Raw genomic sequence first — 22,050 nt, forward strand, 5'->3', positions numbered from 1 at the left:
GAAGTGTGGACCGGGATGATGACCGTTGCAAGTATGGGGGTTCTGGCAGGGCTGTGCCCTGCACCCGCCGAATCAACGGCAAACGCCAGAGCAACGGCGAAAGCTGGTTTTCTGTGGGATGGCGGGGTGGGCCCGGTTGCGGGGGACGCTGCAAGTACGTCCATGTAAGCTCGGTCGCGCCATCCATGGCGCTCACGCCCCCGCAACCGGACCCACCCCGCCTTCGACAGTTTCCCGCGGTCTGTCGGAACGGCGTTCTGCTCTGCCAGGTGTCGACCGTGGTCGACACATCCACGCAATGCGTGGATGAACATGGAAATGATCGAAGGCGCTGTCTGTGGAGTCGAGCCATGCTCGACTCCCGCGCGCAGCGCACAGAGGCCGCTTACGCCGAGGCGTAGCGCACGGCCGTGCCGATCCAGCGGTTGACCACGCGGTCGGCCAGTGCGGGCTGCTGGGACAGCAAGCGCTCGGCCAGGTCATGCACGCCGGGCAGCAGGCCGGCGTCGCGTGCCAGATCGGCAATGCGGAAGCCGGCCAGGCCTGTCTGCCGCGTGCCAAGCAGTTCGCCCGGCCCGCGCAGTTCCAGGTCCTTCTCGGCGATGACGAAGCCATCGTTGGTGTCACGCATGGTCTGCAGACGCTCGCGCGCCATCTGCGAAAGCGGCGCCTGGTACAGCAGCACGCAGCGCGACACCGCCGAACCGCGGCCGACGCGACCGCGCAGCTGGTGCAGCTGGGCCAGGCCCAGACGCTCGGCGTTCTCGATCACCATCAGCGAGGCATTGGGCACGTCCACACCCACTTCGATCACCGTGGTCGCCACCAGCAGGTCGATGTCACCGGCCTTGAACGCGACCATCGTCGCCTGCTTCTCGGCGGCTTTCATCCGCCCGTGCACCAACCCCACGCGCACGCCCGGCAGCAGCGCCTGCAGCGATTCGAAGGTGGCCTGTGCGGGCGTGGCATCCAGCTCTTCGCTTTCCTCGATCAGCGTACACACCCAGTACACCTGCCGCCCTTCCGCGCAGGCCAGGGCGATACGTTCGATCAGCTCCGGACGGCGGTCGTTGTTCAGGGCCACGGTCTGCACCGGCGTACGGCCCGGTGGCAGTTCGTCGATGGCCGATACGTCCAGGTCCGCGTACTCGGACATCGCCAGCGTGCGCGGAATCGGCGTGGCGGTCATCACCAGCTGGTGCGGCACGCTGTTGCCGCCGGCGCCCTTGTCGCGCAGCGCCAGGCGCTGGTGCACGCCGAAGCGGTGCTGTTCGTCGACGATGGCCAGGGCGAGGTCCTGGAACACCACCGCCTCCTGCATCAGCGCGTGGGTACCGACCACCACCTGCGCTTCGCCATTGGCGACCTGTTCCATCACCTTCGCGCGCGCCTTGCCGGTGACCTTGCCGGCCAGCCAGGCGATACGTACGCCCAGCGGCTCCAGCCAACCGCGCAGATTGTTGAGATGCTGTTCGGCCAGCAGTTCGGTGGGCGCAGCCAGCGCGACCTGCTTGCCCTGCTCTACCGCCAGCATGGCGGCCAGCGCGGCCACCACGGTCTTGCCGGAACCCACGTCGCCCTGCACCAGCCGCAGCATGGGACGGGGTCGCGCGAGGTCTTCGCGGATCTGCTTGAACACGCGCGCCTGCGCACCGGTGAGGGCGAACGGCAGCTGCTTCAGCAGGGCCTTGGCCAGCGCACCGGGGCCGGCCAGCGGCGGCGCATGATGCGCCTGCAGCGCGATGCGTTGGCGACGCAGGCTGAGATGGTGTGCCAGCAGTTCTTCCATCGCCAGCCGGCGCTGCGCCGGATGGGTGCCGGCGGCCAGCGCGGCCAGGTCGGCATCCGGTGGCGGCCGGTGCACCGTCAACAGCGCACTGCGCAGCGACGGCAGGCCGAGGCCATCGAGCCAGCCAACGGGCAGCAGTTCCAGCGCGGCTTCTTCGGGGAGGCGATCCAGTGCCTGGCCGATCAGCCTGCGCATCGTCATCGGGCCCACACCTTCCACCGTGGGATACACCGGATCGAGGCGGTCGCCAAGTTCAGGATCATCGTTGCGCCCCAGCACCTGGTAGCTGGGATGAACGATTTCCAGGCCAAGGTGGCCCGGCTTGGGCGTTCCGAAACAGCGCAGGCGGTTGCCGACCGCGAACTGGCCGACCTGCTGCTGGCGGAAATGGAAGAAGCGCAGCACCAGGGTGCCCTGCCCCTCGTCCTCGACCGCCACCTTCAGCATCGGCCGGTAGCGCATGCCGCGCTCGACCGCGACGACGCGCACTTCCACCTGTGCCGGCACGCCGGATCGCAGGTCTTCGATGCGGGTCAGCCGGGTCCGGTCCTCATAGCGCAGCGGCAGGTGAAGCCAGAGATCCTGCAGGGTGGCCAGGCCACGCGCCTGCAGCTTGGCGGCCACGGCCGGACCCACGCCGGCGAGCATCGCCAGGGATGCTTCGCCGGACGGTGACAGGACCGGAGTGACCGCCGCCTTGCGTGCCACGGGGGCGTCAGTCGATGACCATCACCGCGTCGACCTCGAAGTTGGCGCCCTTCGGCAGGCCGGAGACTTCGATGGTGGAACGGGCCGGGAACGGAGCCTGGAAGTAGTCCTGCATGACCGCGTTGACCTTGGCGAACTCGCCCAGGTCGGTCAGGTACAGGCCAAGGCGCACGACCTGGTCCAGCGAACCGCCGGCAGCTTCGGCCACGGCCTTGAGGTTGTCGAACGCGCGGCGGGCCTGGGCTTCGACATCACCGGCACCGACGATGTCGCCGGTCGCCGGATCAAGCGGGATCTGGCCGGAGAAGTACACGGTGTTGCCGGCGCGCACGGCCTGCGAGTAAGGGCCGATGGCGGCAGGCGCCTTTTCGGTGTTGATGATCTGGCGGGACATGGTCGCTCCGGTGCATTTGGAAAACAGAGCGGCGATTGTAGCAACCCGGTAGCGCCGGGCCATGCCCGGCGAGCGCGCCACGCAGCATGAACCAAACGTCGCCGGGCATGGCCCGGCGCTACCGGTGCACCATCCACCCATGGTCTCCGGGCCGGGCGCATCCGTAGACTGGCTGCTGATTCCTGTGGGACCAAGCCATGGCAAACGTGTTCGACTCCCCCTTCAAGGGCAAGCTGCTGACCGAAATGGTCACCAACCCCAACATCCTCGTCGGCCGCTACAGCTACTACTCCGGCTATTACCACGGGCACGGCTTCGACGACTGCGCGCGCTACCTGCTGCCTGATCGCGACGACGTGGACAAGCTGATCATCGGCAGCTTCTGCTCGATAGGAAGCGGCGTCAGCTTCATCATGGCTGGCAACCAGGGCCACCGGCACGATTGGGCATCGACGTTTCCGTTCTTCTACATGCAGGAAGAGTCGGCCTTTGCCGCGGCCAATGACGCCTTCAGGCCGGCCGGTGACACCGTGATCGGCAACGACGTGTGGATCGGCGCCGAGGCGATGATCCTGCCGGGAGTGCGCATTGGCGATGGTGCCGTGATCGGTAGCCGGGCACTGGTGACCCGCGACGTGGCGCCCTACGCCATCGTGGGCGGCAACCCGGCCAAGGTGCTGCGCAGCCGGTTCGAAGCGGAGGACATCGCGCGGTTGCTGGAAATGGCGTGGTGGGAGTGGCCGCTGGCGCAGATCAAGGCGGCGATGCCGTTGCTGACCGCTGGGGATATCCCGGCGCTGCATGCGTATTGGCGCGAACAGGCGGCGTGATCCGACCTCGCGCATCGTGTGCACGGAATATCATCCACGCATGGCGTGGATCTACTTCAATCCGGGCTTGCGATGCGCCATCCGTAGAGCCGAGCCCATGCTCGGCTGCTTCAGGCAAGAGCAGCCGAGCGTGGGCTCGGCTCCACAAGAACCATCCACGCATGGCGTGGCTTTACTGGCGGCGCACCGACTGCACGACCGACAGGCGGCGCAGGCGCCGCATGACCTCGGCCAAGTGGTTGCGGTCGCGCACCTGGATGTTGAACGCCAGCACGGCAGCGTTGAAGTCGCGATCCAGATAATCCACGCGCTCGATGTTGGACTGGCTCTGCGCGATCGCGGCGGCAAGCTGGGCCAGCACGCCGGTACCGTTCTCCACCTCCACCACCAGCGAGGTGTCGTAGTCACCGGAAACGGTGGTATCCCAGCCGATCAGCACCCAGCGCTCGGGCGACTTGCGCAGCTCGGCCAGGTTCGGGCAGTCCATGCGATGCACCACGATGCCCTTGCCGGCGGTGTGGTACCCCATGATGTCGTCGCCGGGAATCGGCTGGCAGCAGCCCGCGAAGGTGACCACGCCGCGCTCGCTGCCATTGATCAGGATCTTCTCCTGCGAGTGGTGGCGCGAATGCGGGCCGCCACGCAGTTCCGCATAGGCCATCAGCGCCTGCGCGGCCTGGGTCGGCATCCAGTTGCCGAGCGCGACTTCCGCCAGCAGGGCCTCCAGACGCGGGAAACGGTGCTCGGCCAGGAATGCATCCAGGCGCCCCTTCGGCAGCCGCTCCAGCGAGGAATCCATCGCCTCCAGCGCACGGTCAAGCATGCGGTGGCCCAGCTGCACGGCGTCCTCGTGCTCCAGCTGCTTGAGCTGGTGGCGGATCGCGGTGCGCGCCTTGCTGGTGACCACGAACTCCAGCCACTGTGGTTTGGGCGTGGCCGAACGCGCGGTGATGATCTCCACCGACTGCCCGGAGACCAGCTTGGTGCGCAACGGCACCAGCTTCTTGTCCACGCGCGAGGCCACCGCCATGTTGCCGACATCGGTATGCACGGCGTAAGCGAAATCGAGCGCGGTGGAATTGCGCGGCAGGGCCAGGATCTTGCCCTTCGGCGTGAACAGGTAGACCTCGTCCGGGAACAGGTCGACCTTCACGTTGTCGAGGAATTCCAGCGAGGAGCCGGCCGCGCGCTGCGAATCGATCAACTCGACGATCCACGCGTGGGCACGGCTCTGCGCGCTGTTGGGAGAATCGCCACCGAACTTGTAGGTCCAGTGTGCGGCCACGCCTCGCTCGGCAATCAGGTCCATTTCCTCGGTACGGATCTGCACCTCGATCGGCGAGCCGTACGGTCCGAAGAGCACGGTGTGCAGCGACTGGTAGCCGTTGGCCTTGGGAATGGCGATGAAGTCACGGAAGCGACCGTCCAGCGGCTTGAACGTGGCATGCACCGAGCCCAGTGCGTGATAGCAGGTGGGCACGCTGCGCACGACCAGGCGGAACCCGAACACGTCCATCACCTGGTCGAAGCTCTTGTTCTCGTCGCGCATCTTGTTGTAGATGCTCCACGGCGTCTTGATGCGGCTGACCAGGCGGTGTTCGATGCCCTCCTTCGCCAGTCGCTGCGAGAGCTGCACTTCCACCTGCGCCATCGCCTCTCGGCGCACCACCGGCTGGCTGCGGATGTGCTTTTCCAGGATCGCGTGGCGCCACGGATACAACGCCTTGAAGCCCAGGTTCTGCAGCTCGCTCTTGACCAGGCTCATGCCCAGCCGCTGCGCGATCGGCGCGTAGATCTCCAGCGTCTCGCGGGCGATGCGGCTCCTCGCTTCGCGGCTCTGGGCGCCCAGCGTACGCATGTTGTGCAGGCGGTCGGCCAGCTTGATCATGATCACGCGCAGGTCGCGCGACATCGCCAGCAGCATCTTGCGGAAGCTCTCCGCGGCAGCTTCCTGGCGGTCCCGGAACTTCAGCTTGTCCAGCTTGGTCACGCCATCGACGAGTTCGGCAACCGGCTCGCCGAACTCGGCGGCCAGCGCCTCGCGGGTCAGCGGCGTGTCCTCGATGGTGTCGTGCAGGATCGCGGCGATCAGCGCTTCGACATCCAGGCCGAGCTCGGCCAGCACCTGCGCAACCGCCACAGGATGGGTGATATAGGGCTCGCCCGACTTGCGTGTCTGCCCAGCGTGCGCAGCGGCCCCGACTTCCCAGGCACGGCGCAGCAGCGGCAGCTGCTCCGGCGGCAGGTAATGGGCGGCGCGTTCAAGCTGGAGGACGTAGTCGGGTACGGCGGCAGTGGGGGCTGCGGCGACCTTGGCAGTGGGGCCTGGGTTCATGCCCGAAGCCTATTCCAGCGCGACGTTTACGGCAAATCCTGAATGCGAAACAGCCCGCACGGGGCGGGCTGTTCGGCGTGTCCAGCGATGACGTTGATCGATGCGATCAATCGTCGTTCTTGGACATGTCTTCATCGGCGACCACTTCCGCGGCGGCCCACTCCAGCGCTTCGCGCTCGGCGCGCTCACGCTCGGCCTTCTCGACTTCGTCGATCAGCGCGTTGTCGATCTTGCGGGCAGCGATCTCGCGCAGCGCCAGCACGGTCGGCTTGTCCTCGGTCTCGCTGTTGTCCAGCGTGGCCTGCACGCCATTGGCGAGCTGGCGGGCACGCTTGGAGGCCATCATGACCAGCTCGAAACGGTTGTTAACGACTTCCAGGCAATCTTCTACGGTGATGCGGGCCATACGGGCTCCCGGCGACCGGTCGGCCGCTCAGTCGAATGAGGGAAAGGGGACGGAGTGTACCGGCAGGGGCTGGACAAAATCAAGCCAACCCTCACCCGATTCTTTTGGAATCAGTCAGTTGCGCCCGGATCAGGGGTCAACAGGGCCTGGATCAGCCCGGCGTGGCGGACCTTCTGGGCCTCGCGGCGCAGGCGGCTGGCGGTGAAGATCGCGCACAGCTCGTCCACGGCGGTGTCGAACACCTCGTTGACGATGACGTAGTCGAACTCATTGAAGTGCAGCATCTCGTCGCGGGCGGCGCCCAGGCGCTGGGCGATCACCGCCTCGCTGTCCTGCCCACGCTTGCGCATGCGGTCCTGCAGGGCCTGCTTGGACGGCGGCAGGATGAACACGGTGACCGTGCCCGGTACCAGCTGCCGGACCTGCTGCGCGCCCTGCCAGTCGATCTCCAGCAGCACATCCTGGCCGGCCGCCAGCTGCGGTTCCACCGACTGCCGCGCCGTGCCCTTCCAGTCTCCGTGCACCCATGCATGCTCGAAGAAGTCGCCCGCAGCAATCATCTGCTCGAACTTCTCTGCGGTGACGAAGTGATAGTGCTCACCGTTCACTTCACCCGGCCGCATGGCCCGCGAAGTGAAGGAGATCGACAGGGCGATCTGCGGGTCGCGGGCCAGCGTCGCGTTGACGATGCTGCTCTTGCCGGCGCCTGAAGGGGCGGCAACGATGTACAGCGTGCCGCGCGCGATGGTGGCCGACGGGGTGGACGGGGCGCTCATGCACGGAACCCAACTGGTTGATTTCGCAAAATTTTTCCTCGATGTTCCAGACATGACGCGGAGGATCGCGCCAGGACGGCAGGGACTGCGCGGAACATCCTGGAACCAGGCCCGGCAGACGGCTCCCCGGGGTGCGGGCACGCAACTTTACCAGAGCGGCCCCTCCCCGCGCCCGGCCACACCCGGGCCGGCCTTGTGCCACATGGGCATGCGGGGGGCTGTGCTATAACCGGGGCATTGCGGTCGTTCCCGGAAAGACGCTCGCGGCATGCTGGCGGTTCTCCCCTTCGACGGCCGTACCCACCGACAGCCCGGAGGCCTGCACGCCTCCCCGCCATCCAAGGAGAACGGCATGCCCTCGATGAGTCGCCGCCAGTTCCTGAAGGTCACCGGGACAACCCTGGTGGGCTCCAGCCTGGCCCTGATGGGCTTCGCGCCCGGCATCGCGCTCGCGGAGGTGCGGCAGTACAAGCTGACCCGCGCCACCGAGACCCGCAACACCTGTACGTACTGTTCGGTGGCCTGCGGCATCCTGATGTACAGCCTCGGCGATGGCGCCAAGAACGCCGAGCCGAGCATCTTCCACATCGAGGGCGACCCGGACCATCCGGTCAACCGCGGCACGCTGTGCCCGAAGGGCGCCGGCCTGGCCGACATCATCCACAGCAAATCGCGCCTGCTCTACCCGGAATACCGTGCACCGGGTACGAACGAATGGAAGCGCCTGAGCTGGGACGACGCTCTGGACCGCATCGCGCGGCTGATGAAGGAAGACCGCGACGCCAACTTCGTGCAGAAAAACGAGGCGGGGCAGACGGTCAACCGCTGGCTGACCACGGGCATGCTGGCGGCCTCGGCCACCAGCAATGAAACCGCGGTGTTGACCCACAAGGTCGTCCGCTCGCTTGGAATGCTCGCATTCGACAACCAGGCACGTGTCTGACACGGCCCGACGGTGGCAGGTCTTGCCCCGACGCTAGGCCGAGGTGCGATGACGAATCACTGGGTCGACATCAAGAATGCCGACCTGATCCTGATCATGGGTGGCAATGCCGCCGAGGCACACCCGTGCGGGTTCAAATGGGTGACCGAGGCCAAGGCACACAACAAGGCCCGCCTGATCGTCATCGATCCACGCTTCAACCGCTCGGCCGCGGTGGCCGATGTCTACGCGCCGATCCGCACCGGCACCGACATCGTGTTCCTGGGTGGCCTGATCAACTACCTGCTGGCCGAGGACCGCATCCAGCACGAGTACGTGCTGAACTACACCGACATGTCGTTCCTGGTGAAGGACGAATTCGCCTTCACCGACGGCCTGTACTCGGGCTATGACCCGCAGAAGCGCAGCTACGACCGCTCCAGCTGGGACTACCTGTATGGCGACGACGGTTACGTACGCAGCGACCCGACCCTGAAGGACCCGCGCTGCGTCTACAACCTGCTCAAGCAGCACTACGCACGCTATACCGTGGAGATGGTCGAACGCATCTGCGGTACGCCCGCCGACAGCATCCGCCAGATATGGGACATGATCGCGTCCACCGCCGGCAAGGACAAGGCGATGACCATCCTGTACGCGCTGGGCTGGACGCAGCACTCCGTCGGTGCGCAGAACGTGCGCGCCGGCACGATGGTGCAGCTGCTGCTGGGCAACATCGGCGTGGCCGGCGGCGGCATGAACGCCCTGCGTGGGCATTCCAACATCCAGGGCCTGACCGACATCGGCCTGATGTCCGACCTGCTGCCGGGCTACCTGACACTGCCCAGGCAGGACGAGCAGGACTACAACGCCTACATCGCCAAGCGCACGCAGAAGCCGCTGCGCGCCAACCAGATGTCGTTCTGGCAGAACTACCCGAAGTTCCATGTCAGTCTGATGAAGTCGTGGTGGGGCGATGCCGCCACCGCCGACAACAACTGGTGCTTCGATCACCTGCCCAAGCTCGACAAGCCCTACGACATGCTGCAGGCCTACGAGCTGATGAACGAAGGCAGGATCCATGGCTACATCTGCCAGGGCTTCAACCCGCTGGCCTCGGCACCGAACAAGGGCAAGCTGATCAGCGCGTTCTCCAAGCTGAAGTTCATGGTCAGCATGGACCCGCTGGAAACCGAAACGATCGCCTTCTGGCAGAACCATGGCGCACTGAACGACGTCGACCCGAGCACCATCCAGACCGAAGTGTTCCGCCTGCCGACCACCTCGTTCGCCGAGGAGAACGGCGCGGTGGTGAACTCCTCGCGCTGGCTGCAATGGCACTGGAAGGGCGCCAACGCACCGGGCGAAGCGCGCAGCGACATCGAGATCATGTCCGAGCTGTTCCACCGCATCAAGGCGCTGTACGAGAAGGACGGCGGCGCGTGGTGGGAGCCGGTGCGCGACCTCGCCTGGAATTACGCCGACCCGAAACTGCCGACGCCGGAAGAACTGGCGATGGAGTACAACGGCAAGGCCCTGGTGGATGTGTTCGATCCGAAGGACCCGACCCGGCTGGTGCGCAAGGCCGGCGAACAGCTGGCCGCGTTCGGCGACCTGCGCGACGACGGCAGCACGTCTTCCGGCTGCTGGATCTACATCGGTGCGTGGGGGCCGACCGGCAACATGATGGCACGGCGCGACAACAGCGATCCCACCGGTATCGGCAACACGCTGGGCTGGGCCTGGGCGTGGCCCGCCAACCGCCGCGTGATGTACAACCGCGCCTCGTGCGACGTCGCCGGGCAGCCGTTCGATCCACGACGCACCCTGCTCGCCTGGAACGGCAGGAACTGGGGCAACATCGACGTGCCCGACTTCAAGGCCGATGAAGACCCGGCCGGCGGGATGGGCCCGTTCATCATGAACCCCGAGGGCATCGCCCGCTTCTTCGCCAAGGCCGGCATGGCCGAAGGCCCGTTCCCGGAACACTACGAGCCCTTCGACACGCCGTTGCGCAGCAACCCGCTGAGCCCGGGCCAGGCGCTGACGCTGAACAATCCGGCCGCGCGCGTGTTCGACAGCGACCGCGCGCAGATCGGCTCGCCGGACGAGTTCCCGCACGTGGCCACCACCTACCGGCTGACCGAGCATTTCCACTTCTGGACCAAGCACGGCAAGCTCAACGCCATCATCCAGCCGGAGCAGTTCGTAGAGATCGGCGCAGCCCTGGCCGACGAGCTGGGCATCGGCAACGGCAGTCGCGTGCGGGTCAGCTCCAAGCGTGGCCACATCGAAGCCGTGGCGATGGTGACCAAGCGCATCAAGGCACTGCAGATCGATGGCAGGACGGTGCACCAGGTGGGCGTGCCGATCCACTGGGGCTTCCTGGGTGCTGCCAAGCCCGGTTACATCGCCAATACGCTGACCAACGCCATCGGTGACGGCAATTCGCAGACGCCTGAATCGAAGTGCATCTTGGTCAAGGTCGAGAAGGTGTAGGAGACACGCCATGTCACTGCAATCGCTGGACATCATCCGCCGCTCGGCCACCACCACGCCCTCGCCGCAGGCGCGCGGTGCCCACACCGGACAGGTCGCCAAACTGATCGACGTGAGCAAGTGCATCGGCTGCAAGGCCTGCCAGGTCGCCTGCATGGAGTGGAACGACCTGCGCGACGAGGTCGGCAGCTGCGTCGGCAGCTATGACAACCCGCCGGACCTGAGCGACCAGTCGTGGACGGTCATGAAGTTCCGCGAGTACGAGGACGAGAAGGGCAAGCTGGAGTGGCTGATCCGCAAGGAGGGCTGCATGCACTGCAGCGACCCGGGCTGCCTGAAAGCCTGCCCGTCGCCGGGCGCGATCATCCAGTACGCCAACGGCATCGTCGATTTCCAGGAGGAGAACTGCATCGGCTGCGGCTACTGCGTGACCGGCTGCCCGTTCGACGTGCCGCGGATCTCCAAGAAGGACCACAAGGCCTACAAGTGCACGCTGTGCTCGGACCGCGTGGCCGTGGGCCAGGAGCCGGCGTGCGTGAAAACCTGCCCGACCGGGGCGATCACGTTCGGCAGCAAGCAGGCGATGACCGAGCACGCCGCCGGCCGCGTCGAGGACCTGAAATCACGCGGCTACGAGAATGCCGGGTTGTACGACCCGCAGGGCGTCGGTGGCACCCACGTGATGTACGTGCTGCAGCACGTGGACAAGCCCGAGCTGTACGCCGACCTGCCAAAGGACCCGCGCATCAGCCCCATGGTCGAGGTCTGGAAGGGGGTGGCCAAGCCGCTGGGCGTGCTGGCAATCGCCGCGACAGCCTTCGTGGGCTTCCTGCACTACATCGGCATCGGCCGCAACACGGTCAACGATGAGGAGGAAGAGCAGGCCGAGCACGAAGCAAAGAAGATCGAAGAGGAGCAGCGGCCATGAAGTACGCCCCGCACCCCCGCCAGATCGTGCGCTACCGCGCTCCGACCCGCATCAACCACTGGATCGTGGCGATCTGCTTCGTGCTGACCGCGCTGTCCGGCCTGGCCCTGTTCCACCCTGCGCTGTTCCCGTTGACGGCGCTGTTCGGTGGCGGGCCGTGGACACGCATCCTGCATCCCTTCGTCGGCCTGGCCATGGTGGTGGGCTTCGCCCTGCTTGCCTTGCGCATGTGGCGTGACAACCTGCCTACCGCCGACGACCGCGCATGGCTGCGCGGCATGCGCGAAGTGCTGCGCAACGAGGATGAGACACTGCCACCGGTTGGCCGCTTCAACGCCGGCCAGAAACTGCTGTTCTGGGCGATCATCGGCTGCCTTTCGGCGTTGCTGCTGACCGGCTTCGTGATCTGGCGGCAGTATTTCAGCCATCTGTTCCCGATCGGCGTGATCCGTTTTTCGGTGCTGGTGCACGCACTGTTTGGCTGGGTACTGGTATGCGCCATCGTGGTGCACATCTATGCCGCGATCTGGATCAAGGGTTCGGTGCGCGCGATGACCCAGGGCAAGGTGACCTATGGGTGGGCCTACAAGCACCATCGGCAGTGGTTCAGGGACATCCTGCGCGGGCGGCGCGGAGAGGGGTAACGGCAGGGCCTGCGGCCCTGCACCCGCCGGATCAACGTCAACGTCAACGTCAAAAGCAGGTTGCCGCCGGATGGCGGGGTGGGTCCCGCTGCTGTTGGTGGGTGTCGACCTTGGTCGACACGATGAACACGGCAACAACCGATGGGATCAGATCCGTTTTCCTTTGGAAAACGGATCTGACCCCGACCTTTCAGGTGGCCGGCAACACGCTGGACGCCAGCGTCGACAACGGCGAGGATGGAGGCTGGTTCTTCCGGCTGGCCCCGCATGGCGCAACGCATCCTTGAACCCGGTGAGATCGAGACGCTGGCCTCGCGCGATGTCCCGCGCATCATCCTGCCGGATGCCGCCTCGCTGTTCGGCGGACGTGCGGACCGGCTGCGCAGCCTGGCCGGACGCAGTGCCATCGGTGGCTACCTGCAGCTGCTGGCGGCACTGGCCGATGCGCAACAGGCGCTGCTGGACGAACTGACGACGCAGCAACGCGAGGCGCTGCAGGCGCAGGCCCGCGCGCAGCAGTCGAGCGCGGCGGCCAGCGCCGGCATGCCATTGCGGCCCGCCAACACACTTCAGCTCGATGGCCGATGGCGCGACTGGTTGCGCGCGCTGTGCCGGCACTGCGCCGATGAAGCCGGGCTGCCTGCGGAGACCCGACAGGAACTGCAACGGGTTGCCGCGGCCGCTGACGCCTGGCTGGATGCACAGGCGCATGCGGTGCTGGAGCGCGACGACGCACCGTCGCTGGACGCGGTCGCTGCCCTGCTGGTGATGAACGCGCTGCAGGTGTACTGGGCCGTACTCGCGGCCAGCTTCCGCCCCACCGACCTGAAACCGCTTGCCGATGCACCCGGGCTGTGCCCGCTGTGCGGCTCGTTGCCGGTGGCCAGTGTGGTGCAGGCGCGCCCACCCTACGCCTCCTACCGCTATCTGTCGTGCTCGCTGTGCGCCTGCCAGTGGCACTACGTGCGCGTGCAGTGCAGCCAATGCGGCGCGGCCGGCAAGGACATCGCCTATCGCGCGCTGGCCGAGGTCGACGGCGATGCAGGCGAGGTGGTGCGTGAAGGCGCGATCCGCGCCGAGACCTGCGATCACTGCCACAGCTACCGCAAGATTCTGTATCTGGAGAAGGATCCGGCGCTGGAGCCGGTCGCCGACGACCTCGGCACGCTGGCGCTGGATCTGTTGCTGGGCGAGGAAGGCTACATGCGCGCCAGCCAGAATCCGCTGCTCTGGCAGTCCGACGGCGACTGAACCGATGCCTCGCGTGCACGCCCCCACCGCCCCGGCCAGCGCCCTGCCCTCGCTGGACCGCCTGCTGCGCCTGCCGGCGTTGTCGACGCTGATCAGGGACCACGGCCGCAGCCGCATCGCCCATCTGCTGCGCGAGCACGTGCAGGGGTTGCGCGAGCGCAGCGGCTGCGGCCAGCTGTCACCGGAACAGCTGCAGCGGGCCGTCGCGGAACCCGGCGTGGTCGCGGCCCTGCAGTCGGCGCTGGCAGCCGATGCACGCCTGGATCTGCGGCCGGTATTCAACCTCACCGGCACGGTGCTGCATACGAATCTCGGCCGCGCGCTGTTGCCGGACGCCGCGGTACGCGCAGTGACCCGCGCGATGACGGCGCCGGTGGATCTGGAATTCGACATCGCCCTGGGCCGTCGGGGGGACCGCGATGCGCGCGTGCGGGCACTGGTCTGCGAACTGACCGGCGCCGAAGCGGCGACCGTGGTCAACAACAACGCAGCAGCAGTCCTGTTGCTGCTCAACAGCCTGGCCAATCGCCGCGAGGTAATCGTGTCGCGGGGCGAACTGGTGGAAATCGGCGGCGCCTTCCGAATTCCCGATGTAATGCGCAGCGCCGGTGCGCGGCTGCGCGAAGTGGGCACCACCAACCGCACCCATCCGGCCGACTTCGACAGCGCCATCGGCACGCGCACCGCGCTGCTGATGGAAGTGCACGCCAGCAACTACGCCATCACCGGCTTCACCGCCAAGGTCGATACTGCACGGATGGCATCGATCGCGCACGGGCACGGGCTGCCACTGGCGGTGGACCTTGGCAGTGGCAGCCTGTGCGACCTGTCTGCCCACGGTCTACCGCGCGAACCTACAGTGCAGGAGACGCTGGCGGCGGGCGCCGACCTCGTCTCGTTCAGCGGCGACAAGCTGCTCGGTGGACCGCAGGCCGGGATCATTGCCGGCCGCGCCGACCTCATCGCACGCATCAACCGCAATCCGCTCAAGCGCGCCCTGCGTATGGACAAGATGGGCCTGGCCGCGCTGGAAGCGGTACTGGCGCTGTACCGCGAACCGGAACTGCTGCCGCAGCGGCTGCCGACCCTGCGCACGCTGTCCCGCGAACAGGCAGACATCCATGCGCAGGCACAGCGCCTGCTGCCTTCCGTGCAGCAGGCGCTGGCCGCGCATTACGCGGTTGAAGCGGTGCCGATGTACAGCCAGGTCGGCAGTGGCGCGCAGCCACAGGCGCAACTGGCCAGCGCCGGCCTGCGCATCCGCGTCGCTGCAGCTGCCGGGTTGGACCGTCTGGCCAAGCGCCTGCGCGGCCTGCCACGGCCGGTGCTCGGGCGCATTGCCGAGGATGCGCTGTGGCTTGACCTGCGCGGGCTTGAGTACGGGGATGAGGCTGCTTTCCTCGCCCAGTGGAGCGCGCTGCAGGCATGATCGTCGGTACCGCCGGGCATATCGACCATGGCAAGACCAGCCTGGTGCGGGCACTGACCGGCATCGAAACCGATCGCCTGCAGGAAGAGCGCGCGCGCGGCATCTCCATAGAACTGGGGTATGCCTATGTGCCGGTGGAGGCCGCACGCGGAGAGGGGCCTCCGGCGATGCTGGGCTTCGTCGATGTGCCAGGTCACGAGCGCTTCGTGCACACGATGGTGGCCGGTGCCACCGGCATCGAGGTGGCGCTGCTGGTGATCGCCGCCGATGACGGCGTGATGCCGCAGACCCGTGAGCATCTGTCGATCCTGCAGCTGCTGGGTGTGGACCGCGCTGCAGTGGCATTGACCAAGATCGACCGTGTGGATGCGGCGCGCATTGCCGAGGCAGAAGCGGAGATCGTTGCCCTGCTGGCCGGCACACCGCTGCAGGGGTCTGCAGTATTCGCCTGCAACAGCACCGACAGCGCGGATGCCGGCATCCATGCGCTGCGCGCCCACCTGCATGCGTGGGCCGCCGCTAACGACAGCCGCCGGACGGCCCAGCGCCGCAGCGAGCTGTTCCGCATGCCGGTGGATCGCGTGTTCTCGCTGGCCGGTCACGGCACACTGGTCACCGGCGCGGTACAGGGCGGCGTGGCCGCGGTCGGCGCGCATCTGCAGTTGATGCCGACCGCCATCGACGTGCGCATCCGCAGCATCCATGCGCAGAACCAGGCCAGTGGACAGGCTGCCGCGGGACAGCGCTGTGCCCTGAACCTGGCCGCCATCGCCCGCGACGGCATCACCCGCGGCGACTGGATCGCCGATCCGCGCGCGCTGCAGGCCACCACCCGCGTCGACGTACGCCTTCGCCTTGCGGCACAGGTGCGGCCCCTGCGCGACTGGACACCGCTGCACATCCACTGGGGCACGATGCACCGGCAGGCCCATGTGGTGCTGCTGGAGGATGAAGACAGTGGCAACGGCCAGCTGGTGCAGCTGGTGTTCGATGCCCCGGTCTGCGCGATGTGCGGCGACCGCTTCATCGCCCGCGATTCGGCTGCAGCGCATACGCTGGGCGGCGGCACCGTGCTCGATCCCGATCCACCGCAACGACGTCGGCGCAGCCCGGCACGCCGGGCGTGGTTGGCAGCCCTGGAGCAACTGGCCGCAGGCACGGGAATCGGCCCGCTGCTGCAGCAGGCACCGGCCGGCATCGCGCTGGCCGCACTGCAACGCTACTGCCGGCGTGAGGCCGCACAGATCGATCTCCCTGCAGATGCCCGGCGCATCGCCACCCGCGAGGACACGGTGATCATCCTCGCCTCGCACTGGCAGGCGCTGCGCGAACAGGTGATCCGCTCGCTGCATGACTGGCACGAGCGACGGCCGGACGAGCCCGGTGTCGACAGCGGGCGCCTGCAGCGCAGCACCCTGCCCGCGCTCTCGACCAGTCTCTGGAACGCGCTGCTGCAGGACCTGTTCGACGATGGCGCGTTGCAGCGCGTGGGCGCGTGGTGGCGGCTGCCAGGCCACGACCATGCGCCGCCGGAACGCGAGCGCGCGCTTCTCGAACGCGTGCTCCCGCGTCTGGATGCCGGTGGTTTCGATCCGCCCTGGGTGCGCACGCTTGCGGCCGATCTCGGCTTCGCCGAGGAGGAGATGCGTGCGGTCCTGCGTCGCGCCGCAGCGCGCGGCGAGCTGTTCCAGGTGGTGCCGGACCTGTTCTACGCACCGGCCCGCATCGACGCGCTGGCGGCAACGGTCGCCCGGCTGTCACAGGCAACCGGCATGGTGGATGCTGCAGCATTCCGCGATGCCATCGGCCTGGGCCGCAAGCGCAGCATCCAGATCTTGGAGTTCTTCAATCGCGTTGGCTACACTCGACGCGTCGGTGACCAGCATCGGCCGCGCGGCGACCTGCAATGGAACACCGCCCACGGTTGACTGCACCGGTACCGCCGTACCTTCGGAAGGCATGCGCATCCGGGCATGCGGCTGGGCTTCAAACCCAGCAGGGGGCGTCGATCGCTCCCTGGTAGGTTCGACTCCTGCTGCCTTCCGCCATTCGTGTTCCTGCAGGAGATGCCGGCATGGCCTCGCATGTGCAGTCCCCACTCCCCCCGTCGGCCGAGGCTCCGCAGCGATTGACGTCGCTGGCCCACGGCGGCGGTTGTGGCTGCAAGATCGCACCCGGCGTGCTGGCCGAACTGCTGCGGGGCACCCCGGCGTTCCCTGCGCCGGCCGAACTGCTGGTCGGCCGCGAGACCAGTGACGATGCCGCGGTCTACCGGCTTGATGATCGCCAGGCGATCGTCGCCACCACCGACTTTTTCATGCCGATCGTCGATGACCCGTTCGACTTCGGCCGCATCGCCGCCACCAATGCGCTGTCGGACCTGTATGCGATGGGCGCGCGGCCGCTGTTCGCACTGGCCATCGTCGGCATGCCCATCAATACGCTGCCACAGGACACGATCCGCGGCATCCTGCAGGGCGGCGAACGTGCCTGTGCCGACGCCGGCATCGTGGTGGCCGGGGGCCACAGCATCGACTCGGTGGAGCCGATCTATGGCCTGGCCGCGATCGGCGTGCTGGATCCGCAGCGGCTCAAGCGCAATGCCGATGCCCGCGCCGGCGATGTGCTGGTGCTGGGCAAGCCATTGGGCGTGGGCGTGTATTCGTCGGCGCTGAAGAAAGAAGTGCTGAATGCCGAGGGCTACCGGCAGATGGTCGAGTCGACCACCCGCCTGAACAGCGTGGGCCTGCCCCTTGCCGCGCTGGACGGCGTGCATGCCATGACCGACGTCACCGGCTTCGGCCTGCTCGGCCACCTGCTGGAAGTGTGCCGCGCCAGTGGCGTGGCCGCCGAAGTGGACAGTGCACAGGTGCCTCTGCTGCCGCAGACCCTGGATCTGCTGCAACGTGGCTGCGTTACCGGCGCATCCAACCGCAACTGGGCCTCGTATGGCGGCCAGGTGCATTTCGCCGAAGGCGTGGCCGCCCACTGGCAGCCACTGCTGACCGACCCGCAGACCAGCGGCGGCATGCTCGTATCCTGCGCAGCGGACGCCGTGGATGCGGTGAAAGCCGTTTTTGCCGGCGCCGGGTTTGCCCAAGCCGCGGTGATCGGCCACCTGCTGGCGGGGCCTGCCGGCGTCAGCGTGCGCTGAAACGATGAGGGCGCCCGAAGGCGCCCCGCAGCATCACTCGATGTTCTGCACCTGCTCGCGGATCTGGTCGATCAGCACCTTCAGCTCGACCGCGGCATTGGACGTGCGGCTGTCCACCGACTTCGAGCCCAGCGTGTTGGCTTCGCGATTGAACTCCTGCAGCAGGAAGTCCAGGCGGCGGCCGACCGGCTCGCGCTGCGTGAGCACGCGGCGGATCTCGACGATGTGGCTCGACAGGCGGTCCAGCTCCTCATCCACATCCAGCTTCTGCAGCCACAGCACCAGCTCCTGCTCAGCGCGGCCGGGATCGACCGGATGCGGCAGATCGGCCAGGCGCGCAGCCAGCTTGGCACGCTGGCCATCACGGATGGCGGGAATCAGCGTGCGGACGTCACCCGCGATGCGCTCGATGCCATCCACGCGCTCGGCAATGGCCGCGGCGAGCTTGCCGCCCTCGCGCTCGCGGGCCTCGACGAATCCGTCCAGCACCTGATCCAGCAAGGCCAGCGCCTCGACCTGCAGGGCCGCCGCATCGGTGGCCTCGCCTCGGGTCACACCCGGCAGCTGCAGCAGATCGGTGAAGCTCACCTGCAGGTTGGGAAAATCCGACGTCAGGCGGTGGGCCAGATGCCCGAGCTGGCCCAGCAGGGCCTCATCGACCTGCAGATTCCCCGCCGCGTCCGGCGCACGCAGTCGCAGCACCAGATCCAGCTTGCCGCGGCTCAGGCGCGCGGCGATGCGCTCGCGCAGCTGCGGCTCCAATGCCCGCAGTTCTTCAGGCAGGCGGGTGCCGACCTCCAGGAAGCGGTGGTTGACCGAGCGCAGCTCGCAGCCCAGCGTGCCCCACGGGGTGACCCGCTCGCCACCCGCGTAGGCGGTCATGCTTCGAATCATGGAATGTGTCCGGTGCGTGCAAAGGGGGAATGGTACCCTAGCGCTCTCACCAGAGCCCTCCTGCCCGCCCCGTGAAGGTCGCGGGCATGGCGGCGTACTCCCCGCCCTTACGGAACCCGCATCATGTCCGATTCCCGCCCCAGTGGCCGCCAGCCCGACCAGCTCCGCCCGGTCGTCATCCAACGCGGCTTCACCCGCCACGCCGAAGGCTCGGTACTGGTGTGCTTCGGTGAAACCCGCGTGCTGTGCACGGCCAGCGTCGAGAACCGGGTTCCGGGCTTCCTGCGCGGCAAGGGCGAAGGCTGGGTGACCGCCGAGTACGGCATGCTGCCGCGCGCCACCCACACCCGCAGCGACCGTGAAGCGGCGCGTGGCAAGCAGGGCGGCCGCACGCTGGAGATCCAGCGCCTGATCGGCCGCAGCCTGCGCGCCTGCGTGGACCGCAATGCCCTCGGCGAACGCACCATCACCCTGGACTGCGACGTGCTGCAGGCCGACGGCGGCACCCGCACCGCGGCCATCACCGGCGCCTACGTGGCCCTGGTCGACGCCGTGAACGTGCTGATCAAGCGCGGCGAGATCAAGCGCAACCCGATCCTGGGTGCGGTGGCAGCGGTGTCGGTGGGCGTTTACCGCGGCACTCCGGTGCTGGACCTGGACTACGCCGAAGACAGCGACTGCGACACCGACATGAACGTGGTGATGAACGATGGCGGTGGCTTCATCGAGCTGCAGGGCACTGCCGAAGGCCATGCCTTCCGCCGCGATGAACTGGACGCGCTGCTGGGACTGGCCGAAAAGGGCGTGAACGAACTGCTGGCCGCACAGCAGGCGGCGCTGTCGGCATGAACCGGCGCCTTGCCCTGACCACCCTGGTGGTGGCCGACTATGACGAGGCCATCGCCTGGTATACCGGCAAGCTCGGCTTCGCACTGCTGGAGGACATCGACCAGGGCCACAAGCGATGGGTCGTGGTCGGACCGACCGACGGCAGCGCCGCCGCCCTGCTGCTGGCGCGCGCCAGTGACGAGGAACAGCGCAGCCGCATCGGCAACCAGACCGGTGGGCGCGTTGCGTTCTTCCTCAACACCGACGACTTCCACCGCGACCATGCGGCGATGCTGGCCGCCGGGGTGGAGTTCCTGGAATCGCCGCGCGAAGAACCCTATGCAACGGTCGCGGTGTTCCGCGATCTGTATGGCAACACCTGGGACCTGCTGGAGCCCCGTCAATGAAGAAACTGGTACTGGCCAGCCACAACGCCGGCAAGCTGGTGGAGATGCAGGAGATCCTTGCCGACCTGCCGCTGCAGATCACCTCGGCCGCCGAACTGGGCCTGGGCGACGTCGACGAGACCGGCCTGACCTTCGTCGAGAACGCGCTGCTGAAGGCGCGCGCGGCCTGCGAAGCGACCGGCCTGCCGGCGCTGGCGGATGATTCGGGGCTGATCGTCGATGCGCTCGGCGGCGCACCCGGCCTGTACAGCGCGCGCTATGCCGGCCACCCGACCAATGCCGCCGCCAACAACGCCAAGCTGCTGGACGCGATGGCCGACATCCCCGATGGCCAGCGCAGCGCCCGCTTCTATGCGGTGATCGTGCTCCTGCGCCACGCCACCGACCCGCAGCCGCTGATCTGCGAGGGCCGCTGGGAAGGGCAGATCATCCGCGAACTGCGTGGCACGAACGGTTTTGGCTACAACCCGGTATTCCTGGACACCACCCACGGCCTGACTGCTGCGGAAATGGAGCCGGCCCTGAAGAACGCCATCAGCCACCGTGCCATTGCCCTGCAGCAGCTCAAGCAGCAGCTGGCGACGCTGTACTGAAGCCATCCGATCGAACCAGGGAAGCCGGCCAGCGGCCGGCACTACCGATGAAGCCCATGCCGCACGCCCACGACCACTGCAACCACCTGCCCGGCGAAGCCTGCTCCGCTGACCACGACAGCCCACCGCGACTGGTGCCACCGCCGCTGTCGTTGTACGTGCACCTGCCGTGGTGCGTGCGCAAATGCCCGTACTGCGATTTCAACTCGCACCAGGCCAAGGGCGAGCTGCCGTTCGAGGCCTACATCGATGCACTGCTGCGCGACCTGGACCAGGACCTGCCGCTGGTCTGGGGCCGGGTGGTGCACAGCGTGTTCTTCGGTGGTGGCACGCCCAGCCTGTTCCCGCCGGAGGCGATCGATCGCTTCCTGCAGCAGGCCAGCGCCCGCCTGCGCTTCGCGCCGAACGCCGAGATCACGCTGGAAACCAATCCCGGCACCGCCGAGCATGGCCGCTTCGACCGCTACCGCGCGGCTGGCGTGAACCGCCTGAGCTTCGGCATCCAGAGCTTCGACGACGAAGCGCTGAAGCGGCTGGGCCGCATCCACGACAGTGGCGAAGCCGAGCGTGCGGTGAAGATGGCCCAGGATGCGGGGTACGACAATTTCAACATTGACCTGATGTACGCACTGCCCGAGCAGACGCTGGCCGGTGCTGAATCGGACCTCGAGCGCGCCTTTGCACTGCAGCCGGCGCACATCTCGCACTACCAGCTGACCCTGGAACCGAACACGGTGTTCTTCGCGCGCCCGCCGCAGGGCATTCCCGATGAAGACAACGCCTGGGACATGCAGGAACACTGCCAGGCGCTGCTGGCGCAGGCCGGCTTCGGCCAGTACGAGGTCAGCGCCTACGCGCGCCCCGGCCGGCAGAGCGCGCACAATCTGAACTACTGGCGCTTCGGCGATTACCTGGGCATCGGCGCCGGTGCACACGGCAAGATCAGTTCCGGCGCCGAAGAGCACGTGCTGCGGCGCTGGAAGCTCAAGCATCCGCAGGCCTACCTGAACAGCGCTGGCACCCCGGCGTCGTTCGGTGGCGATGACGTGATCACGCCCGCGCGGCTTCCGTTCGAGTACATGCTCAACCTGCTGCGCCTGCACGAGGGCTTCAGCCTGCGTGATTTTGAATCGCGCACCGGCCTGCCGCGCAGCGTGCTCGACGCACCGCTGGCCGAGGCCGTGCAGCGCGGCTGGCTGGAGACGGCCGATGGCCAGGTCCGCCCGACCGAACTGGGCCGCCGTTTCACCAATGATGTGGTGA

19 protein-coding genes and 1 tRNA gene are annotated in these 22,050 nt (G+C 67.4%); 14 read left to right on the top strand and 6 right to left on the bottom strand.

Features of this window, described 5'->3' with window-relative positions; all coding sequences use genetic code 11:
* Positions 1-385: 385 nt before the first annotated feature.
* Complete coding sequence (recG, locus tag N5J29_RS15890) at positions 386-2,497, bottom strand: ATP-dependent DNA helicase RecG (RefSeq protein ID WP_164150897.1); 2,112 nt, start codon at positions 2,495-2,497, stop codon at positions 386-388.
* Positions 2,498-2,504: 7 nt separating this feature from the next.
* On the bottom strand, positions 2,505-2,891 hold the full coding sequence (locus tag N5J29_RS15895) for a RidA family protein (protein ID WP_053519454.1): 387 nt from the start codon (positions 2,889-2,891) through the stop codon (positions 2,505-2,507).
* Between the two features lie 197 nt (positions 2,892-3,088).
* On the opposite strand from N5J29_RS15895, the gene catB reads away from it, so the two are divergent.
* Positions 3,089-3,721: a type B chloramphenicol O-acetyltransferase gene (gene catB, locus N5J29_RS15900; protein WP_111186780.1), complete on the top strand. Its 633-nt coding sequence runs from the start codon at positions 3,089-3,091 to the stop codon at positions 3,719-3,721.
* A 172-nt stretch (positions 3,722-3,893) separates the two neighbouring features.
* On the opposite strand, the gene N5J29_RS15905 is transcribed toward catB, so the two are convergent.
* The 3 genes from N5J29_RS15905 to gmk form a co-directional block, all read right to left on the bottom strand.
* Positions 3,894-6,056, bottom strand: a complete 2,163-nt coding sequence (locus tag N5J29_RS15905) for a bifunctional (p)ppGpp synthetase/guanosine-3',5'-bis(diphosphate) 3'-pyrophosphohydrolase (RefSeq protein WP_053519455.1) — start codon at positions 6,054-6,056, stop codon at positions 3,894-3,896.
* Positions 6,057-6,162: 106 nt separating this feature from the next.
* The gene (gene rpoZ, locus N5J29_RS15910; protein ID WP_005410877.1) at positions 6,163-6,462 is read right to left on the bottom strand and encodes a DNA-directed RNA polymerase subunit omega; all 300 of its coding nucleotides are present in this window, start codon (positions 6,460-6,462) and stop codon (positions 6,163-6,165) included.
* Between the two features lie 110 nt (positions 6,463-6,572).
* On the bottom strand, positions 6,573-7,238 hold the full coding sequence (gene gmk, locus N5J29_RS15915) for a guanylate kinase (RefSeq protein WP_053519456.1): 666 nt from the start codon (positions 7,236-7,238) through the stop codon (positions 6,573-6,575).
* Between the two features lie 352 nt (positions 7,239-7,590).
* Here gmk and fdnG point away from each other — a divergent pair, with 352 nt between their 5' ends.
* The 9 genes from fdnG (at position 7,591) to selD (ending at position 18,065) form a co-directional block, all read left to right on the top strand.
* On the top strand, positions 7,591-10,659 hold the full coding sequence (gene fdnG / locus N5J29_RS15920; RefSeq protein ID WP_146256248.1) for a formate dehydrogenase-N subunit alpha: 3,069 nt from the start codon (positions 7,591-7,593) through the stop codon (positions 10,657-10,659).
* A 10-nt stretch (positions 10,660-10,669) separates the two neighbouring features.
* Positions 10,670-11,587: a formate dehydrogenase subunit beta gene (gene fdxH, locus N5J29_RS15925; protein ID WP_065181684.1), complete on the top strand. Its 918-nt coding sequence runs from the start codon at positions 10,670-10,672 to the stop codon at positions 11,585-11,587.
* Positions 11,584-12,231 carry a formate dehydrogenase subunit gamma gene (locus tag N5J29_RS15930; RefSeq protein WP_164150895.1) on the top strand — a complete coding sequence of 216 codons (648 nt, stop codon included), beginning with the start codon at positions 11,584-11,586 and terminating at the stop codon, positions 12,229-12,231. The genes fdxH and N5J29_RS15930 overlap by 4 nt, the downstream gene beginning before the upstream one ends.
* A 101-nt stretch (positions 12,232-12,332) precedes the next feature.
* Positions 12,333-12,518, top strand: a complete 186-nt coding sequence (locus tag N5J29_RS15935; RefSeq protein ID WP_197625285.1) for a hypothetical protein — start codon at positions 12,333-12,335, stop codon at positions 12,516-12,518.
* A complete protein-coding gene (gene fdhE / locus N5J29_RS15940; protein WP_164150893.1) occupies positions 12,499-13,482 on the top strand; it encodes a formate dehydrogenase accessory protein FdhE in 984 nt (327 codons plus the stop codon). Before N5J29_RS15935 ends, fdhE begins: the two co-directional genes overlap by 20 nt.
* A 13-nt stretch (positions 13,483-13,495) precedes the next feature.
* Positions 13,496-14,911 carry an L-seryl-tRNA(Sec) selenium transferase gene (gene selA / locus N5J29_RS15945; protein WP_239519756.1) on the top strand — a complete coding sequence of 472 codons (1,416 nt, stop codon included), beginning with the start codon at positions 13,496-13,498 and terminating at the stop codon, positions 14,909-14,911.
* Positions 14,908-16,839, top strand: coding sequence for a selenocysteine-specific translation elongation factor (selB, locus tag N5J29_RS15950; protein WP_164150889.1), 1,932 nt, complete (start codon positions 14,908-14,910; stop codon positions 16,837-16,839). The genes selA and selB overlap by 4 nt, the downstream gene beginning before the upstream one ends.
* Positions 16,840-16,863: 24 nt before the next feature.
* A tRNA-Sec gene (locus N5J29_RS15955) sits at positions 16,864-16,959 on the top strand.
* A 26-nt stretch (positions 16,960-16,985) separates the two neighbouring features.
* Positions 16,986-18,065 (top strand): selenide, water dikinase SelD, encoded by a 1,080-nt coding sequence (gene selD / locus N5J29_RS15960; protein ID WP_164150887.1) that lies wholly within the window; start codon positions 16,986-16,988, stop codon positions 18,063-18,065.
* 33 nt (positions 18,066-18,098) lie between these two features.
* On the opposite strand, the gene N5J29_RS15965 is transcribed toward selD, so the two are convergent.
* On the bottom strand, positions 18,099-18,959 hold the full coding sequence (locus N5J29_RS15965) for a YicC/YloC family endoribonuclease (protein WP_053519464.1): 861 nt from the start codon (positions 18,957-18,959) through the stop codon (positions 18,099-18,101).
* A 123-nt stretch (positions 18,960-19,082) separates the two neighbouring features.
* Between N5J29_RS15965 and rph the strand changes: the two genes are divergently transcribed.
* From rph to hemW, 4 genes are all read left to right on the top strand, one after another.
* Positions 19,083-19,808, top strand: a complete 726-nt coding sequence (gene rph / locus N5J29_RS15970) for a ribonuclease PH (protein ID WP_053519465.1) — start codon at positions 19,083-19,085, stop codon at positions 19,806-19,808.
* Entirely contained in the window at positions 19,805-20,194 is a 390-nt protein-coding gene (locus N5J29_RS15975) for a VOC family protein (protein ID WP_074899697.1), read from the top strand. The genes rph and N5J29_RS15975 overlap by 4 nt, the downstream gene beginning before the upstream one ends.
* Positions 20,191-20,787, top strand: coding sequence for an RdgB/HAM1 family non-canonical purine NTP pyrophosphatase (rdgB, locus tag N5J29_RS15980; RefSeq protein ID WP_053519467.1), 597 nt, complete (start codon positions 20,191-20,193; stop codon positions 20,785-20,787). The genes N5J29_RS15975 and rdgB overlap by 4 nt, the downstream gene beginning before the upstream one ends.
* 56 nt (positions 20,788-20,843) lie before the next feature.
* A partial coding sequence (gene hemW / locus N5J29_RS15985) for a radical SAM family heme chaperone HemW (RefSeq protein WP_279924477.1) occupies positions 20,844-22,050 on the top strand: 1,207 nt, incomplete at its 3' end.

The sequence above is a fragment of the Stenotrophomonas sp. GD03680 genome (assembly GCF_029844625.1).
GTDB lineage: Bacteria > Pseudomonadota > Gammaproteobacteria > Xanthomonadales > Xanthomonadaceae > Stenotrophomonas > Stenotrophomonas maltophilia_P.

Bases quoted from the DNA above. Each gene is read 5' to 3' on its own strand.
- N5J29_RS15895 (WP_053519454.1), bottom strand. From the start codon at position 2,891: ATGTCCCGCCAGATCATCAACACCGAAAAGGCGCCTGCCGCCATCGGC.
- catB (WP_111186780.1), top strand. From the start codon at position 3,089: ATGGCAAACGTGTTCGACTCCCCCTTCAAGGGCAAGCTGCTGACCGAA.
- N5J29_RS15905 (WP_053519455.1), bottom strand. From the start codon at position 6,056: ATGAACCCAGGCCCCACTGCCAAGGTCGCCGCAGCCCCCACTGCCGCC.
- rpoZ (WP_005410877.1), bottom strand. From the start codon at position 6,462: ATGGCCCGCATCACCGTAGAAGATTGCCTGGAAGTCGTTAACAACCGT.
- gmk (WP_053519456.1), bottom strand. From the start codon at position 7,238: ATGAGCGCCCCGTCCACCCCGTCGGCCACCATCGCGCGCGGCACGCTG.
- fdxH (WP_065181684.1), top strand. From the start codon at position 10,670: ATGTCACTGCAATCGCTGGACATCATCCGCCGCTCGGCCACCACCACG.
- N5J29_RS15930 (WP_164150895.1), top strand. From the start codon at position 11,584: ATGAAGTACGCCCCGCACCCCCGCCAGATCGTGCGCTACCGCGCTCCG.
- fdhE (WP_164150893.1), top strand. From the start codon at position 12,499: ATGGCGCAACGCATCCTTGAACCCGGTGAGATCGAGACGCTGGCCTCG.
- selB (WP_164150889.1), top strand. From the start codon at position 14,908: ATGATCGTCGGTACCGCCGGGCATATCGACCATGGCAAGACCAGCCTG.
- selD (WP_164150887.1), top strand. From the start codon at position 16,986: ATGGCCTCGCATGTGCAGTCCCCACTCCCCCCGTCGGCCGAGGCTCCG.
- N5J29_RS15965 (WP_053519464.1), bottom strand. From the start codon at position 18,959: ATGATTCGAAGCATGACCGCCTACGCGGGTGGCGAGCGGGTCACCCCG.
- rph (WP_053519465.1), top strand. From the start codon at position 19,083: ATGTCCGATTCCCGCCCCAGTGGCCGCCAGCCCGACCAGCTCCGCCCG.
- N5J29_RS15975 (WP_074899697.1), top strand. From the start codon at position 19,805: ATGAACCGGCGCCTTGCCCTGACCACCCTGGTGGTGGCCGACTATGAC.
- rdgB (WP_053519467.1), top strand. From the start codon at position 20,191: ATGAAGAAACTGGTACTGGCCAGCCACAACGCCGGCAAGCTGGTGGAG.